The following is a 16,334-nucleotide window of genomic DNA, read 5'->3' as shown; positions in this document are numbered from 1 at the left end:
TTTTGGCGCATGACTGACGATCAGCCGCCGTACAGCGTGCGCGTGCTCGCGTTCGGGTCGAATCGCTTGAGGGTCTCGACCATGTTGCCAAGGCTGTCACCACGGTTCGACGACTGGTTGTCGTCGATGCGGCGCGCGCCGTTGTAGCGCGTCACCCAATAGGCGGCGCGCATGTCGTCGACGCGGATCTTGCTGCCCGTGGACGGGGCATGCACGAACTTGTTGTCGCCGATATAGATGCCGACGTGCGAAAACGTCTGGCGCATGGTGTTGAAAAACACCAGATCGCCCGGGCGCAGGTCGCTGGCGGCCACGTTGGTGCCGACCTGGCTGATTTCGACGGAACGGCGCGGCAGCATGAAGCCGAAAGTGTCATGGAACACGTAGCGGACAAAGCCGCTGCAGTCCAGGCCGGATTCGGGGCTGTTGCCGCCGAAGCGGTAACGCACGCCGATCAGGCCAAGCGCGTTCATGACCAGGTCGCCAGCCTTGCTGGCGACGTTGCTGGTGGAAGTCACGACCGACGACAGCAAGCCGCGCTTGCCTTCCACATGCGTGTCCGCGCCCAGTTGGGCCGAAGCGTCGATGCGGGCATCGGGGTCCTTGAAGACCGTATCCGCCAGCACTCCATTCGACACAGTCGCACCGCAGGCAATGGCAATCCCTGCGGCAACGCGTGCCAGGGAATGAAGTACCGATCGCTGCATTGGTTCTCCTGATGAATCGTTCGAATCATCCCCATCACGCCGGACGAATACCGCGGCGCGGATGGTGATGCCTGAATCATTGCGGGGATAACCGTACGCAAGAAGCGCGCCGGTCATATGAGCACGGAAACCGTGCAGGTCTCGCCGCAAAGCGGACGAGCGACCACCCCAAAAAATAGTCCTCGCGGGATGGTATAGGCTTGTCACCCGTCTGTCAAAGTTCGTTACAAATTCGACGGAAAGCGCTTTGCAATCAATGACCTACTTCAATTTTCGCATCTGGATTATCGTTTTTTGCATGACAAATGCGTGACGCCGCCCGAAGGCGGCGCCTTGCTGCACGGCAATGGATTCAGACTGCACCAATCTGGGCAGCGGCCATCAGCTTGCGCGTATAAGGATGTTGCGGCGCGCCGAGAACGGCCTCGGTCTCCCCCGCCTCTACCACCTCGCCGGCCTTCATGACGATGACCCGATGGGCCATCGCACGGATGACCGCCAGATCGTGGCTGATGAACAGGTAGCTGAGGTTGTACTTGTGCTGCAACTGGGAAAGAAGGCCGAGCACCTGCTGCTGGATCGAGACATCGAGCGCCGAGGTGGGCTCGTCGAGCACCAGGATCTGCGGCTTGAGTATGAGTACCCGCGCGATCGCGATGCGCTGCCGCTGCCCGCCCGAGAATTCGTGCGGATAGCGGCCTAGCGCGGTCCGGTCCAGCCCGACTTCGCGCAGCGCTTCGATGACACGCTCGCGCATGGCGTCGTGCTTCAGGTCCGGCTGGTGCAGCGCCAGCCCCTCCCCAACGATCTGCTCGATTGTCATGCGCGGCGACAGCGACCCGAACGGATCCTGGAACACCACCTGCATGCGCGCGCGCAACTTGCAGCGGTCCTTGCTCGTGGCGTCGTCGAAGCTACGACCCAGGAAATGGATCGTGCCCGCGCTCTTGCGCTGCAGCGCCAGCACGGTATGAGCCAGCGTGGTCTTGCCGGAGCCCGATTCGCCGACGATGCCGATGGTTTCGCCCTCGCGCAGCTGAAAATCGACATCCTTTACCGCGGCGAACTGATCCTTGCCGAACCACCCTGCCATGCCCTTGCGCTTGCGCGCGTAGTTGACGCACAGGCCGCGCGCCTCCAGCAGCGTAGGCGCCAGCGGCACCAGCGGCAGCACCTCGCGCCGCGGACGGCTGTCGATCAGCTTGCGAGTATACGGATGCTGCGGCGATGCGAACACCTGCGCGGTCTCGCCGGTCTCGACCAGCACACCCTTCTCCATGACCCCGACACGCTGCGCGAACGAACGCACGAGGTTCAGGTCGTGGGTGATCAGCATCACCGCCATGCCGAATTCGGCCTGGAGGTCGCGCAACAGGTCCACGATCTGCGCGCGGATGGTGACGTCGAGCGCGGTGGTCGGTTCGTCCGCGAGCAGCAGCTTCGGGCGGCAGGCCAGCGCCATGGCGATCATCGCGCGCTGGCGCTGGCCGCCGGAAAGCTGGTGCGGGAAACTGTCGAAGCGGTGCGCCGCATCGCTGATACCGGTGCGTTCCAGCAATGCAATCGCGCGTTCACGCGCTGCGCGCCGGTCGAGCCCTTCGTGGAGCGCCAGCGTTTCGACGATCTGGTTGCCGATCGTGTACAGCGGATTCAGCGCGGTCATCGGCTCCTGGAAGATCATGGCGATCTCCGCACCGCGGATGGCGCGCATGTCACGGTCCGATACGTCCAGCAGGTTGCGGCCCTCGAACCGGATCGCACCCTGGTAGGTAGCATCCTCGACGAGCCGCAACATGGCCAGCGCGGTGACCGTCTTGCCGGAACCCGACTCGCCCACCAGCGCATAGCGCTCGCCGGCACGCAGGTCGAAACTGACCTCGCGCACGGCACGGGTAGCGTCGTCGCCGTGACCAAACGTCACCGACAGCTTGTCCACACAGATGAGCGTACTGCCTGGCGCCGGGGACGGCGTCGGCTCCAGCGGCATGGCCTCTGCTTCGCGCAGCTTCGGCACCACGTTCATGGCGTCACCCCTGCCGGCGCGCCGGCCGGCACTTTCGGCGCCACGCGGCCGCGCAGCGCGGCCAGGCCCAGACGCGTATCGAACGCATCACGCAGCGCGTCGCCCATGAACGTCAGCAACAGCAAGGTGACCACGAGCACCGTGAAGGTCGACAGCGAAATCCACCACGCATCGAGATTACCCTTCCCCTGCGCCAGCAGCTCGCCGAGACTCGGCGTGGTCGGCGGCACGCCCAGGCCCAGGAAGTCCAGGCTGGTCAGCGCGAGAATCGCCGCACTCATGCGGAACGGCAGGAAGGTGATGACCGGCGTCAGGCTGTTGGGCAGGATATGGCGCCACATGATCTGTACGTTCGACAAACCCAGCGCCCGTGCCGCCTTGACATAGTCGAGCGAACGATTGCGGTAGAACTCCGCGCGTACGTAGTCCGACAGGCCCATCCACCCGAACAGCGACAGCAGGATAATCAGCAGCGCCAGGCTCGGCTCGAAGATCGAGGCAAAGATGATCAGCAGGTACAGCTCGGGCATGGAACTCCAGATCTCGATGGCCCGCTGCGAGAACAGGTCGAACCGCCCACCGAAGAAGCCCATCAGCGCGCCAGTCAGGGTACCGATGACCACGCCGATCAGCGTAAGCGCAAGCCCGAACAGCACCGACACGCGGAAACCATAGATCAGGCGCGCGAGCACGTCGCGGCCGCGATCGTCGGTGCCGAGCCAGTTCTCGGCCGACGGCGGCGCCGGGTTCGGCTCCTTGGCGAAGTAATTGAGCGAATCGTACGAATAGTGGTTCAGCGGGAATACCGCGAAATTGCCATTGGTAGTGATGCGGTCGCGGATATACGGATCCAGGTAATCCGCAGGCGTAGCGAAATCACCGTCGAACGCGGTTTCCGGATAGACCTTGACGATCGGGAAATACCACGCGTCCTTGTACCGCACCACGAGCGGGCGATTGCTCGACAGGACTTCCGCGCACAGGCTGAGCACGAAGATCGCGACGAACAGGATCAGGCTCCAGTAGCCCAGGCGATTGCGCCGGAAACGCTGCCACGCCCGCTGGCGCGGGGACGGCGAATGCGGCAGGCCGTTCGGCACCGATTGCGAGAGGACTTTCATTTGTGCAGGGCCTCGAAGTGGATGCGCGGGTCGACCAGCACGTAGCAAACGTCGGAAATCAGCCGGGTCACCAGGCCGATCAGCGTGAACAGGTAGAGCGTGCCGAGCACGACGGGATAGTCGCGCCGCAGTACAGCTTCATAGGACAACAGCCCGAGGCCATCAAGCGAGAACAGCGTTTCGATCAGCAGCGAGCCCGTGAAGAACGCGCCGATGAACGCAGCCGGAAACCCCGTCACGAGCGGGATCAGCGCATTGCGGAACACGTGCTTCCACAGCACGCGGCGCTCCGACAAACCCTTGGCCCTTGCCGTCAGTACATACTGCCGGCGGATCTCGTCAAGGAACGCGTTCTTGGTCAGCATGGTCACTACGGCAAAGCTGCCCACCACCGACGCAGTGATCGGCAGCACCAGGTGCCACAGGTAGTCCATGACCTTGCCCATCAGCGAGAGCTGGTCCCAGTTGTCGGAAGTCAGGCCGCGCAGCGGGAACCATTGCACGAAGGTGCCGCCGCCGAACAGCACGAGCAGCAGCACGCCCAGCACGAAGCCCGGAATCGCGTAGCCGACCAGCACGATCATGCTGGTGACCACGTCGAAGCGGCTGCCCGCGCGGATTGCCTTCGAAATGCCGAGTGGCACCGATATCAGGTAGGTCAGGAAGAACGTCCATAGCCCGAGGCTGACCGAAACCGGAAGCTTGGACCTGACCAGCTCCCACACGCTGCGGTGCTGGAAGTAGCTCTGGCCAAGGTCGAAGCGCGCAAAGCGCTTGAGCATCAGGAAGTAGCGTTCGAGCGGCGGCTTGTCGAAGCCGTACAGCGCCTGGATTTCCTTGATCTTTTCGGGATCGACGCCGCGCCGGCCACGGTACTCGGCACCTCCGCCGCTGGCTTCGCCGCCACCGCCGCCACGCCCCTTCAGTTCCAGCATCATCTGCTCGACGGGGCCACCCGGCACGAACTGGATGACGACAAAGGTCAGCGTGATGACGCCGATCAGCGTCGGGATCATCAGCAAAATGCGCTTGAACAGATAGGCAAGCATCGCCGTTCCTTTTGCTCAGCGAGCCTTCGGTTGCACGTCGGTGCGCCACCAGTTGCTCAGAATCCAGCCTTCGGCCGTGTAGTAATAAGGCAGCCGGTCCTTGGGGTAGCCCAGTTCCTTGCGATACGCCACCCGATGCGAGGCACTGTACCAGTTTGGCACGATGTAGTACCCATGCATCAGCACACGGTCCAGCGCCCTGCCCGCAGTGACGAGTTCTTCACGCGTGTTGGCATGCAGCACGTTGTCGACAAGCTGGTCCACCTGCGGCGACTTCAGCCCGAACAGGTTGTCCGAGCCCGGTGTGTCGGCCGCCTCGCTGGAAAACCGGTCACGCAGTTCGTTGCCGGGGCTCTGCGAATCGGGGAAACGGATCGACACCATGTCGAAATCGAAATCCTCGAGCCGCTTCTGGTACAGCGCGTAGTCGGTGGTGCGCTGGTTCACCTGGATGCCGAGCTTCTCGAGATTGCGGACATAGGTGGTGATCACCCGGCTCATCGCGCCGCCATCGTCGAGGAACTCGAACACCATCGGCTCGCCCTTGGCGTTGCGCAGCGCATCATCGGTATAGGTCCAGCCGGCCTGCGCCAGCAGGCGGCGCGCCTCGCGCAGGTTGTCACGCAGCGTTCGCGGCGGGTTCGTGGACGGCTGCACGACATCGGGGCCGAAGACTTCGGGCGCCAGTTTGGCGTGCATCGGCTCCAGCAACTTCAGTTCGCCCGGCCCCGGCTTGCCCCCGAACGCGGCGCTGGCAGCGAGTTCGCTGTTGGAAAACCAGCTGTCCAGGCGCTTGTATGCGCCATAGAAAAGCTGGCGGTTGAGCCATTCGAAATCCAGCGCGAGGATCAGCGCCTGCCTGACCCGCACGTCCTTGAAGATGGGCTTGCGCATGTTCATGACGAAGCCCTGCATGCCCGCGCCGTTGCGGTGCGGGAACTCCGTTTTGATCAACTCGCCCTTGCTGAATTTCGTGCCCTGGTAGCTCTTGGCCCAGTTCTTGGCGCGGTACTCGACGATCGCATCGAACTCGCCCGCCTTGAAGGCTTCGAGCTTGGCGGTTTCGTCCTTGTAGAGCCGGTAGATGACGCGGTCGAAATTGAAGGTGCCGCGCCGTACGGCCAGCTTCTTGCCCCAGTAGTTCGGGTCGCGCTTGAAGATGATGCCGCGGCCCGCGTCATAGCGATCGATGATGTACGGGCCGCTGGTCACCGGCTCCTCGAACGTCAGCTTCTCGAAGGGCACGGCCTGGGTCCACTTTTTCGAGAACACGGGCAACGAGCCGACGATCAGCGGCAGTTCGCGGTTGCGTTGCTTGAAATCAAAGCGCACGCTGCGCTCGCCCGTGACCACGACCGACTTCACGTCCATGCACATGCTGCGGTAGCCCGGGCTGGACGCCTTGCTCATCAGCATGTCGTAGGAATATTTCACGTCCGATGCCAGCACCGGGTCGCCGTTGGAAAAGCGCGCTTCTGGCCGGATATGGAAGACGACCGAAAGCTCGTCCGGCGCCACCGTGACATCGTCGGCCAGCAGGCCGTAGGAACTGGCGGTTTCGTCGGCGCTGCTGATCAGCAGCGACTCGAACATCAGCGCGTTCAGCCCCGGCGCGGCGGTGCCCTTCAGCGTGAATGGATTGAACTTGTCGAAGCTCGTGCGGCGGTCCGGGTTGGCCAGCACCAGCGTGCCGCCCACCGGAGCGTCCGGATTGACGTAATCGAAATACTTGAAATCGGCGGGGTATTTGAGATCCCCGTGCAACGCAAAGCCATGCGCCGCATTCGCCGTTGCGGGAATGCCCGCAGCGAGCGCCAGCGCCAGCCCGAACCGCAGTACCGTGTCTCGACGGAAGCACTGCCATGCCGCCTGAAGCGGCCAACGTGCTTGTATAGGCATCCCGCTGGATTCCTCCAATATGACTCTGGGGTCCGGCGTTCTGCGGCCGGGCCAAGTTGTGAGACAATTTTACATGCGTCCGGGTAGGCTCCAGCCATCCGGACATTCCCTCTACTCGGCGCAATAAAGTGGCCGTCGGACACCGCGGCATGCCACGGCCGTGTGGCCACAGCACGAAGCGTGCCCGATACAACACCTTGGAGAATTTATGGGATTTCTGGCAGGTAAGCGGATCCTCATCACCGGCTTGCTATCGAACCGTTCGATCGCCTATGGCATCGCATCGGCCTGCAAACGCGAAGGCGCCGAACTCGCCTTCACCTACGTCGGCGAACGGTTCAAGGACCGGATCAGCGACTTTGCCAAGGAATTCGGCACCGATCTCGTCTTCGAATGCGACGTCGGCAGCGACGAGCAGATCGCCGCGACCTTCGACGGCCTCGGCAAGCGCTGGGAAAAGCTCGACGGCCTGGTGCACTCGATCGGCTTCGCCCCGCGCGAAGCCATCGCCGGCGATTTCCTGGAAGGCCTGTCGCGCGAAGGCTTCCGCATTGCGCATGACATCTCCGCCTACAGCTTCCCCGCACTGGCCAAGGCCGCGCTGCCGATGCTGTCGGACAAGGCTTCGCTGCTGACGCTGACCTATCTCGGCGCCGAGCGCGTGGTTCCGAACTACAACACCATGGGCCTGGCCAAGGCAGCGCTTGAGGCGAGCGTGCGCTATCTGGCGGCGTCGGTCGGCCCGCGCGGCATCCGCGCGAACGGCATCTCGGCCGGCCCGATCAAGACGCTGGCTGCGTCCGGCATCAAGGACTTCGGCAAGCTGCTCAATGCCTTCGAGAATTCGGCCCCGCTGCGTCGCAACGTGACCATCGACGAAGTGGGCAATGTCGCGGCCTTCCTGCTGTCCGACCTGGCCAGCGGCGTAACCGGCGAGATTACCTACGTCGACGCCGGCTTCAACATTGTTGGCGCGGGTCTGCCGGAATAAACGCAAGCTGCAGTTCGCCAACCGGCCCTGAAGGGGTGCCAGCATTGCTGGCACCCCTTTTTCATTGGATCAGCACGGGCACATCCGCCAGCCTCAGCGGCCCATGCGCCGATCGTAGCGATTCGATATGCGGCCTAGCAGGTTGGGATCGCGCGAGTCGCTCGCATCGAACTGCACGCGCACCGAGCCGTCGGCCTGCCGCTGCACACTGGCGCGGACGACCGTGTTGCCGTAGTTCCCCGCAATGGAGCCGCTCGCGTAGTCCTGCACGCTGACGGCCACCCCTTCATCGCGCATGGCGCCCGCCGCGGCATCGAAGGAACGATCGAAACTCGCCGGCGCCCCGGGTGCGGGAACGCCATAGTAGGTACACCCGCCCTGCAGGAGCAGCAGGACGACGGCAAACACTGCCAGCAGGATGCGTTTCATGGCGCCACCTTCGTCCGGACCGGACCGAGTGCTGTTCCCGATACGACCTTAGTGCGTCGCTGCCACTTTTTCAATTTCTACTGCGACAACGCGGCCTGCCGCTGCGCAATCCGCGCGCCGTTCCCTTCCCAGCCCAAGTCGTCGTCGCCCTTTTCCTGCCATGTGCCTACTCCCTGCCTAATATGGGGAAACACCGGGTCGCCTCATGCCTCGCGACCCTGGCGCAATGCCTCTTTCCGCACGCCTGAGACCGCCGCCGGTCGCGCCCTACGCGTTTTCCCCGACTGTCCCGAGATGCAAACAGGTTGTCCCGCATAGTCAAACCGCGCCCTGCCAATCTCCGATACTTCGCCAGTCGCTTCCGAGGCCATGTCTGAGCCTCGGGCCGCCCGGCCGGCAGGTCCGAACGGGCGATCAAGATTCTCAGGAGAAGCATTCATGCTTGGACATTCTTCCACTCAACCCGCCATGGTGACCGGCACGCAGACCGTGGCCGCATCCCGCTTTTATCCATGGCTGGTTTTCGCGCTCAGCTTTGGCCTGCTGCTGTCGGACTACATGTCGCGCCAGGTGCTCAACGCGGTATTCCCGCTGCTGAAAGCGGAATGGGCACTCACCGACACCGAACTCGGCGCCCTGGGCGGCATCGTGGCGCTGATGGTCGGCCTGCTGACGTTTCCGCTGTCGATCCTTGCTGACCGGTGGGGCCGCGTCAAAAGCCTGACGCTGATGGCCGCGCTCTGGAGCGTGGCGACGCTGGGCTGCGCGCTGGCCAACAACTTCGGCGAAATGTTCATCGCCCGCCTGTGCGTCGGCATCGGCGAAGCAGCCTACGGCAGCGTGGGCATCGCCGTGGTGCTGTCGGTGTTTCCGCGCCACCTGCGCGCCAGCCTGAGTTCTGCCTTCATCGCTGGCGGCGCGTTCGGCTCCGTGCTCGGCATGGCTGCTGGCGGCACGCTGTCGGCCCAGTTCGGCTGGCGCTGGGCGTTCGCCGGCATGGCGATCTTCGGACTCGTGCTCGTGGTGATCTATCGCGCGCTGATCACCGAACCGCGCCTGCAGGCGCAGCGCCGCGCATTGGGCGAAGATGCAGCCCCGGGGGCACAGCGCGAGAGCCTGGCCATTCGTCCGCTGTTGTCGGCCCTGTTCTCGGCGCGGTCCATCCTTTGCGCCTATGTAGGCAGCGCGCTGCAACTGCTCGTGATGGGCGCACTGCTCGCCTGGATGCCCAGCTTCCTGTCCCGCTACTACGGCATGGCCACGGACCGTGCAGGCATTACCGCTGCGGCGTTCGTGCTGGCCGCCGGCGCGGGCATGGTGGTGTGCGGCGCGCTGACCGACTGGGTCGCCCGTCATTCGCCGTCACGCAAATGGCTGATGGCCATCGGCTACAGCGTCACCTGCTGCGTGCTGCTGGCCGTGGCGTTCCGGCTGCCGGCCGGTGCAGCGCAGCTTGCGCTGATCGGTGCGGGCATGCTGCTGGTCGGCGGCACGGCCGGCCCCGCCAGCGCCGTCGTGGCCAACCTGACGCGTCCTGCCATCCACGCCACCGCGTTTGCCACGCTCACGCTGGCCAACAACCTGCTGGGCCTGGCCCCGGGCCCGTTCGTCACCGGCGTGCTCGCCGACCGCATCGGCCTGCTCGGCGCCCTGCAATGGGTTCCGCTGACCGGCCTGCTCGCCGCAGTGTGCTTCATCGCCGGCCGCCGCTACTACGCGGCTGACCTGCAGCGCCTGGAACGTCAGCGCGGCGCCCAGTAACTCAATACCCGACCCACTCGATCTCCGGAAATTCAATGAGCCTTACCCCTGACACCACCGTCCTGCTGGTTCCCGGTTTGCGCGATCACGTCGCCGAGCACTGGCAGACCCTGCTGCAGGCGCAGCTGCCGAACGCCCGCTCCGTGGCGCCGCTGGAACATGACAAGCTGAGCCGGGACGCGCGCGTGGCCGCCATGGACGCCGCGCTCGCACAGATCGACGGTCCCGTGGTCCTGGTCGCGCACAGCGCCGGTGTGATGATCACCGTGCATTGGGCCGCGCAGCACCACCGCAAGATCCGCGGTGCACTGCTGGCGACGCCAGCCGATCTCGAAACCCCGATGCCGGCCGGCTATCCGCAGCCCGAGACACTGGCCGACCACGGCTGGCTGCCTGTACCGCGCAAGCCGCTGCCCTTCCCCAGCATCCTCGCGGCCAGTCGCAATGATCCGTTGGCGAAGTACGAGCGCGCCGTGCAACTGGCAAGCGACTGGGGCAGCGAACTGGTCGACCTTGGCGAAGTCGGCCACCTCAATCCGGCTGCCGGCTTCGGGCCGTGGCCGCGCGCCACCGCGCTGATCGATCAGCTGCTCCGCAAGAACTGAAGCCGGCCCCTAAGAAGCCGGCTGCAGACCGCAGGGGCCGCTCCGGCCCCGCAAGCTCCCATGCCGTCACCAGCAGTACCCATTTCGACGGGAAGCCCCGCCTCACAACCCCATCCCCAAAGGAAAAGAAGGAGATTTACCCCATGAAGCTCAGGAGCATGGCCCTGGCCACATTGCTTGCCTGTTCTGGTAGTGCATTCGCGCAGTCGACAGTGACGCTCTATGGCGTCGCTGACATCAACATCGAGTATGTCAACCACGTCGGCGCCATTCCGACGGCAGCCAACCAGTTCAATCCGGGTGCGGCCCACAGCGTGTTCCGCATGGACTCGGGCGGCGTTTCCGGATCGCGCTGGGGCCTGCGCGGCACCGAGGATCTCGGCAACGGCGTGAAGGCGCTGTTCGTGCTGGAAAACGGCTTCAGCCTGGATTCGGGCGCGCTGCAGCAGCAAAGCCGCATGTTCGGCCGCCAGGCGTACGTCGGCGTGCAGAGCAGCAGCCTCGGCCAGATCACGCTTGGCCGCCAGTACACCTCGATCTTCGAAGCGCTCGCCAACTTCGTGCCGGGTGCCTATGCCACGCAGTACGAGCCCGCAGCACTGCTGACGGGTGCGAACTTCCGTGAAGACAACACGGTCAAGTACACCGGCCAGTTTGGTCCGGTCACGGCGCTGGCTCACTACTCGTTCGGCACCGGCCTGGCACTGCCGGCCTTTGTCGGCGTGGCAACGCCGATCGGCGGCAACGGCGAAGTCCCGGGCCAGGCCCGTCGCGACAGCGCGTACGGGGCGGCACTGGCCTACACACAAGGTCCCTTCGGCGTGACCGCAGGCTATGACCAGTGGAATCCGACCATTGGCACCAGCAGTGGCACCGCCAGGAAGGCTGTCATCGCTGCCAGCTACACCTACGGACCGGCCAAGGTCATGGGCGGCTACCGTTGGGGGCAGAGCAAGAATGCGGCAGACGTCCTGATCGGGCGTGATGACTTCTATTGGATCGGCGCCGCTTACCAGGTGACGCCCGCCGTCGCCCTGTCCCTCGAGTACGACTACGACAACCTCAAGAACCAGTTCGGCAATACCAGCCTCGCCAACCCCTGGCAGGTTGCGTTTATCGCGAACTACGCGTTCTCCAAGCGTACCGATGTGTACCTGAGCACGGCTTACGCCAAGAACGCCGGCCTCGCGCTCGACTCGGCGTCCAACTTCTACGCCACCAGCCTTGCCACGGGCAACAGCTACGCGCTGCCCAATGGGAAGAATTCGATGCTGGGTGCGGCTGTGGGCGTGCGCCACAAGTTCTGAGCGCAGCAGGTCTCAACTGATGCTCGTTTGGCCATGCCAGGGAAACTTGGCATGGCTTTTTTTTGGTTCTTCGCGGAATTTAGAGGTGATCGTTCTTGGCTGGCGCCGCTGTTTCGCCGGCGTAGCCGGCGGGGGTTTTGTGGTTGGGATTGAGGTGATCGCTCTTCGCTGGCGCCGCTGTTTCGCCGGCGTAGCCGGCGACTTACTCTTTTGTCCGAGCGACAAAAGAGTAAGCAGAAAAACGCGTCGTTGCCGCTGGCCATCAATTCCACGGCGGCAGTGATTCCAACGGCTTTGGACGCCTGTCACGGTGGTCAGCCGTTCCAACCTGCTACGCCATGTGAGTCAGAACCTATGCCTCACGCGGCACGACTTTTGTACGATCCCCAAGACGGACTCAGGTACAGCGTTCCAATCAGGTCGGTGGTGGGACGCCTGCGGCTGCGCTGCGCGCACGTCGTAGTCGGGGTGCGATCGGCATTACCACTGCTCGCCCCCGAGGGCACTCATGACACGCTTTTGCCGAAGCGCCAGCCAGGAACGACAACCGGCTACATCTTCTCCGGCATGGCCGACGAGTGATGACTCGTAATCAGCCACTGCGAGCCATCCCACCGATACGTGTAGGTGTAGCGTGCCTTGACCACGGCGCCCGTCCGCGCGAAGGTGAACGTGTAGAGGCCGGCATCCACGGCGGAATTGCATCCGATTTCGATCGTGCGGAAGTCGATCTTCCCGGATGGCCTGTCTTGCAGGAAGTGCTGGAAGTAGTCTTCCTTCTCCGCGACCGTCAAGCGGGGCTTGTTCGATACCGTCGGAAGAAGAATGGAGCGATCTGCATAGTTGGCTGCCACCTTGTGCGGGTCGCCTGTCTGCAATGAGCGATTCCATCGATCAAACAGCGCCGAAATCTCCTGCTCCGACGTCGCCTTGCAGCTTTCCGTGCGCAACGCCTGCGTGCTCCCTGTCGTGCCTGTAGTGCCTGCGGTGCCTGGCGTGCCCTGATTCATGGCACATCCCGCGAGTACAAGCGTCAACGCTGCAATGCGATAGGGCTTCATGACAGAGCTCCTCAATTTCAGTTCTTGGTATTGAGAATGGAGCCTGGGCTCAACGCATGGAGTATGGTACATCCCGACAGCGTTAGCCATTTCCATCTGCCGTCCGCAACGTCCGCAGCCCGCAAAGGGGTCTGGGCGCCACTCCGGATGACCCGTACAGATGGGGAGCGAAATCTCGCGTACCGGCACTTGGCGCGCCGCCCTTTCGCTACCAGGCGTGAAAGCAAAAACGCCCCGTCATGGACGGGGCGCTGTGTCAGCGGCCTTCGCGCAGGAACTCTCCCACGACCCGCGCCGATTCGCGTGCGGCGGTCAGAAGGAAGAGATGGCCATCGTCGTGGAACACATGCAGCGCCGAGTCCGGAATACAACCGGACAGGATCTTTGCATTGATCAGCGGCACGATCGGATCATCGCTGCCGTGCAGGACCAGCGTACGCTGCTTCAGCGCACGCAGCCACGGCAGGCTGCTCCAGCCCCATGCGGCCAGCAGTTGATACAGGTAGCCGCGCCCCCGTGGCGGACGCATATGGCACCCATGGACATCGAGCAATGACGGGTCGTCGCGAAAGGCGCCGCCGTAGATGTCCGCACCGACCCGCCGCAGGTACTCCGCATCGGTGTAACGCCGTATGCCGATCATCTTGGTGAGGACGGATGGGCTGCCCGGTACCATGAGCACGCCAGGCGATGTGGCGGCCAGCACCAGGCGGCGGCAGCGCTGGGGATACAGCCGCGCGAATTCCTGTGCCAGTGCGCCGCCCCATGAAACGCCGAGCGTATCGACTGGCCCCGCATAGCCAAGGTGCGACAGCAGCTTGTCTGCCATCACACAAAGATTGGAGAAGCGATAGGGGAACAGGGGCGCCGGAGAGCCGCCGGCACCGGGGATGTCGAAGATGATCACTTCCACATCCGGCAGCGCATCGACGAAAGGTTCGACGAGTTCGAGGTTGGCGCCGATGCCATTGAAAATAAGCAGCGGCGGATGATCGCCGCTGCCGGGCCGGATGCCGACCCTGAGTGCCTGCCCGTCAAGGTCTACCGTACGGGTCTGCATGATATGTCCAGCTTCGGGGCTGGCATTGTTAGTTGTCATCAAGTCGTCCCGGAGAGGTTGGCGGTGAAGCATGGCCACCGGCGGCCATGCTTCCTTGCGCTTACTGCCTGGGACGCAGGATCCCCTTTGCCTCTTCGACGTTTTCCGCCAGGCGCTTGCCCACCGTGGCAATGCTGTCGGCCTGGACCTTGTACACGGTGTCGGTCAGGTTGCGCAGGCCATCAACGGCCTTCTGCAGCGAACGCGGCAGCACTTCCGTGACCTTGGCGACCTGGCCTTCTGCGGCCTGGTCGCGACGGGCGAGCGACTGCAGTTCGGCAGCGGTGTCGGTCATGAACGCAGCCTGCTGGCGCACCAGTGTTTGCAGGCCGCCCAGCAGCGTGGCGTTGACGCTGGCGATTGCCTCGATGTCCTTGCGGCGCGATTCCAGGATCGCGGCCGGATCCAGCCGGTTCTGCTTGACGAAGTCGAACAGTTTGCGTGACGCAGCGGCTGCGGCATTGGTGGCTTCCATCTTTACTCTCCTTACAGATTACAGTTGACGTTACAGAAATCGGGTAGCCGGGCTTACGCCTCGGTCACATAGCGCCCCGGCGCGTCGGCGCATGGCGCATGGCGGTCGCTGCCCAGGCGGGACGGCGCTGCGCCCAATGGGCCAGAACGCGCCTTCAGCCACTCGCTCCAGTGCTCCCACCAGGACGACGGGGTGACCGCGGCACCCTCCAGCCAGGCTTCCGGGTCCGCCGTCTGCGCGTCGTTCAGGAAGAACTTCGCCTTGGCATTCCCCGGCGGGTTGATCAGGCTCTGCACATGGCCGCTGGAGCTGAGCACGAACTCGGTGTTGCCGCCGAACGCGCGCACCGAGCGGTACACGCCCTTCCACGGCGTGATGTGGTCGGTCATGCCGGCAAGCACGTACTTGTCGCAATCGACGGCCGAAAGGTCGATCGGCTCGCCAAGGACGCGCAGCGCGCCCGGTGTCGAGAACTGGTTCAGCGTCAGCATGTCCAGCAACTGGCCATGCAGGCCGGCAGGCAGACGCGTGGTGTCGTTGTTCCAGTAGAGGATGTCGAACGCCGGCGGCGCCTTGCCCAGCAGGTAGTTGTTGACCCAGTAGTTCCACACCAGGTCATTGGGCCGCATCCAGGCGAACACGCGCCCCAGTTCTCCGCCATCGAGCACGCCGCGCGCCTGACTGCCCTGCCGCGCCGCATCGATGGCTTCCGGCGTGGCAAACAGTCCAAGCTGGGACTGCGAATCCAGGCCGAACACGGACACCATCAGCGTGGCCGAATGCACGAGCTTTTCACCGCGCGCCGCGCAGTAGCCCATCAGCGCCGACATCGTCATGGCGCCCGAGCACGCGCCATGCAGGTTCACGTCGGGGCTGCCGGTGATGTCGCGGATCGCGTGGATCGCTTCGATCAGCGCACCCACGTAGGTGTCGAGGTTCCAGTCACGGTGCAGCGAAGTGGGATTGCGCCAGCTCACCATGAACACCTGCATCTCGTTGCGCAACAGGTACTCGACCATGCTCTTGCCCTGCGACAGGTCAAACACGTAGAACTTGTTGACCTGCGGCGGCACGATGAGCTGCGGACGGGCATGCACGTTGGCCGTGGCCGGCGTGTACTGGATCAGTTCCAGGACATCATTGCGGAACACCACCGCGCCCGGCGTGGCGGCCAGGTCCTTGCCGATACGGAATGCGCTCTTGTCCACCTGCGACGGCATGCCCTGGTTCGTCAGCGTATCGGTCAACAGGTTGACCAAGCCGCTGACCAGGTTCAGCCCGCCCGACTCGAAGGTCTTCCGCAATGCGGCCGGATTGCCCAGCAGCGTATTGGTCGGAGCCACGGCGTCGATGAGCAGGTCAGTGAAATACTGCGCACGCTCCTTGCTGCGACCGTCCATGACCGAGCCGGTGACGAAGCCAGTCAGCGCATCGCGCCAGGCCTGGTACCCCTGCAGGGCCATGCGATAGATCGGGTTGTCCTGCCATGCCGGATCGCCAAAGCGACGGTCACGCGTGCACGGCGGCGGCGCGGAGCCGTCCACCACCGCGAACAGGTCTTGCGCGAGCTTGGTCTGCTGTTGCAGCAGCAAGGTCGGTTCCTGCACGCACTGCGCGCCGATCTGCTGGGCGGTGCTGACCATATCTTCGGGGCGCAGGCCCACGAACGGGTTCGGTCCCGTCATGGCCGGCACGTCGTTGACGATTGCCGCCGCAGCGGCTGCGCCTGCTGCCGGCTTCTTCGCCTTCTTTGTTGTCTTCGCCGGCGTTTTTGTACTCACGGCTGTCGTCATGCTGCTACTCCTCG

General features: G+C 64.0%; 14 protein-coding genes. 4 read left to right on the top strand and 10 right to left on the bottom strand.

The window, feature by feature from the left end; all coding sequences use genetic code 11:
• Window positions 1–20: 20 nt before the first annotated feature.
• The 5 genes from KHO41_RS07390 to KHO41_RS07370 all read right to left on the bottom strand — a co-directional run bounded on the left by KHO41_RS07390 (window position 21) and on the right by KHO41_RS07370 (window position 6,799).
• Window positions 21–707: a C40 family peptidase gene (locus tag KHO41_RS07390; protein ID WP_211952634.1), complete on the bottom strand. Its 687-nt coding sequence runs from the start codon at window positions 705–707 to the stop codon at window positions 21–23.
• Window positions 708–1,059: 352 nt separating this feature from the next.
• Window positions 1,060–2,694 carry an ABC transporter ATP-binding protein gene (locus KHO41_RS07385; protein ID WP_211952657.1) on the bottom strand — a complete coding sequence of 545 codons (1,635 nt, stop codon included), beginning with the start codon at window positions 2,692–2,694 and terminating at the stop codon, window positions 1,060–1,062.
• Between the two features lie 32 nt (window positions 2,695–2,726).
• Window positions 2,727–3,851, bottom strand: a complete 1,125-nt coding sequence (locus KHO41_RS07380; RefSeq protein ID WP_211952633.1) for an ABC transporter permease — start codon at window positions 3,849–3,851, stop codon at window positions 2,727–2,729.
• A complete protein-coding gene (locus tag KHO41_RS07375; protein ID WP_211952632.1) occupies window positions 3,848–4,900 on the bottom strand; it encodes a microcin C ABC transporter permease YejB in 1,053 nt (350 codons plus the stop codon). Before KHO41_RS07375 ends, KHO41_RS07380 begins: the two co-directional genes overlap by 4 nt.
• Window positions 4,901–4,915: 15 nt before the next feature.
• Window positions 4,916–6,799, bottom strand: coding sequence for an extracellular solute-binding protein (locus KHO41_RS07370; protein ID WP_211952631.1), 1,884 nt, complete (start codon window positions 6,797–6,799; stop codon window positions 4,916–4,918).
• A gap of 208 nt (window positions 6,800–7,007) precedes the next feature.
• On the opposite strand from KHO41_RS07370, the gene fabI reads away from it, so the two are divergent.
• Window positions 7,008–7,790, top strand: a complete 783-nt coding sequence (gene fabI, locus KHO41_RS07365) for an enoyl-ACP reductase FabI (RefSeq protein ID WP_211952630.1) — start codon at window positions 7,008–7,010, stop codon at window positions 7,788–7,790.
• A gap of 93 nt (window positions 7,791–7,883) precedes the next feature.
• On the opposite strand, the gene KHO41_RS07360 is transcribed toward fabI, so the two are convergent.
• Window positions 7,884–8,219 carry a hypothetical protein gene (locus tag KHO41_RS07360; RefSeq protein ID WP_211952629.1) on the bottom strand — a complete coding sequence of 112 codons (336 nt, stop codon included), beginning with the start codon at window positions 8,217–8,219 and terminating at the stop codon, window positions 7,884–7,886.
• 438 nt (window positions 8,220–8,657) lie between these two features.
• Here KHO41_RS07360 and KHO41_RS07355 point away from each other — a divergent pair, with 438 nt between their 5' ends.
• From KHO41_RS07355 to KHO41_RS07345, 3 genes are all read left to right on the top strand, one after another.
• Window positions 8,658–9,980, top strand: a complete 1,323-nt coding sequence (locus tag KHO41_RS07355; RefSeq protein ID WP_211952628.1) for an MFS transporter — start codon at window positions 8,658–8,660, stop codon at window positions 9,978–9,980.
• A gap of 35 nt (window positions 9,981–10,015) precedes the next feature.
• Window positions 10,016–10,585 carry an RBBP9/YdeN family alpha/beta hydrolase gene (locus KHO41_RS07350; protein WP_211952627.1) on the top strand — a complete coding sequence of 190 codons (570 nt, stop codon included), beginning with the start codon at window positions 10,016–10,018 and terminating at the stop codon, window positions 10,583–10,585.
• 143 nt (window positions 10,586–10,728) lie between these two features.
• Window positions 10,729–11,892, top strand: coding sequence for a porin (locus tag KHO41_RS07345; RefSeq protein ID WP_211952626.1), 1,164 nt, complete (start codon window positions 10,729–10,731; stop codon window positions 11,890–11,892).
• A 551-nt stretch (window positions 11,893–12,443) separates the two neighbouring features.
• Here KHO41_RS07345 and KHO41_RS07340 read toward each other — a convergent pair.
• The 4 genes from KHO41_RS07340 to KHO41_RS07325 all read right to left on the bottom strand — a co-directional run bounded on the left by KHO41_RS07340 (window position 12,444) and on the right by KHO41_RS07325 (window position 16,320).
• Entirely contained in the window at window positions 12,444–12,953 is a 510-nt protein-coding gene (locus KHO41_RS07340) for an SgcJ/EcaC family oxidoreductase (RefSeq protein WP_211952625.1), read from the bottom strand.
• A 256-nt stretch (window positions 12,954–13,209) separates the two neighbouring features.
• Window positions 13,210–14,052 (bottom strand): poly(3-hydroxyalkanoate) depolymerase, encoded by an 843-nt coding sequence (phaZ, locus tag KHO41_RS07335; protein ID WP_211952624.1) that lies wholly within the window; start codon window positions 14,050–14,052, stop codon window positions 13,210–13,212.
• 61 nt (window positions 14,053–14,113) lie between these two features.
• Window positions 14,114–14,527, bottom strand: coding sequence for a phasin family protein (locus KHO41_RS07330; RefSeq protein ID WP_211952623.1), 414 nt, complete (start codon window positions 14,525–14,527; stop codon window positions 14,114–14,116).
• Window positions 14,528–14,580: 53 nt separating this feature from the next.
• Complete coding sequence (locus KHO41_RS07325; RefSeq protein WP_376989338.1) at window positions 14,581–16,320, bottom strand: alpha/beta fold hydrolase; 1,740 nt, start codon at window positions 16,318–16,320, stop codon at window positions 14,581–14,583.
• Between the last annotated feature and the right edge of the window lie 14 nt (window positions 16,321–16,334).

Source organism: Cupriavidus numazuensis, from assembly GCF_905397435.1.
Taxonomy (GTDB): domain Bacteria; phylum Pseudomonadota; class Gammaproteobacteria; order Burkholderiales; family Burkholderiaceae; genus Cupriavidus; species Cupriavidus numazuensis.
The sequence above is the reverse complement of the archived record's forward strand: the minus strand, read 5'-3'. Positions and strand labels throughout refer to the sequence as shown.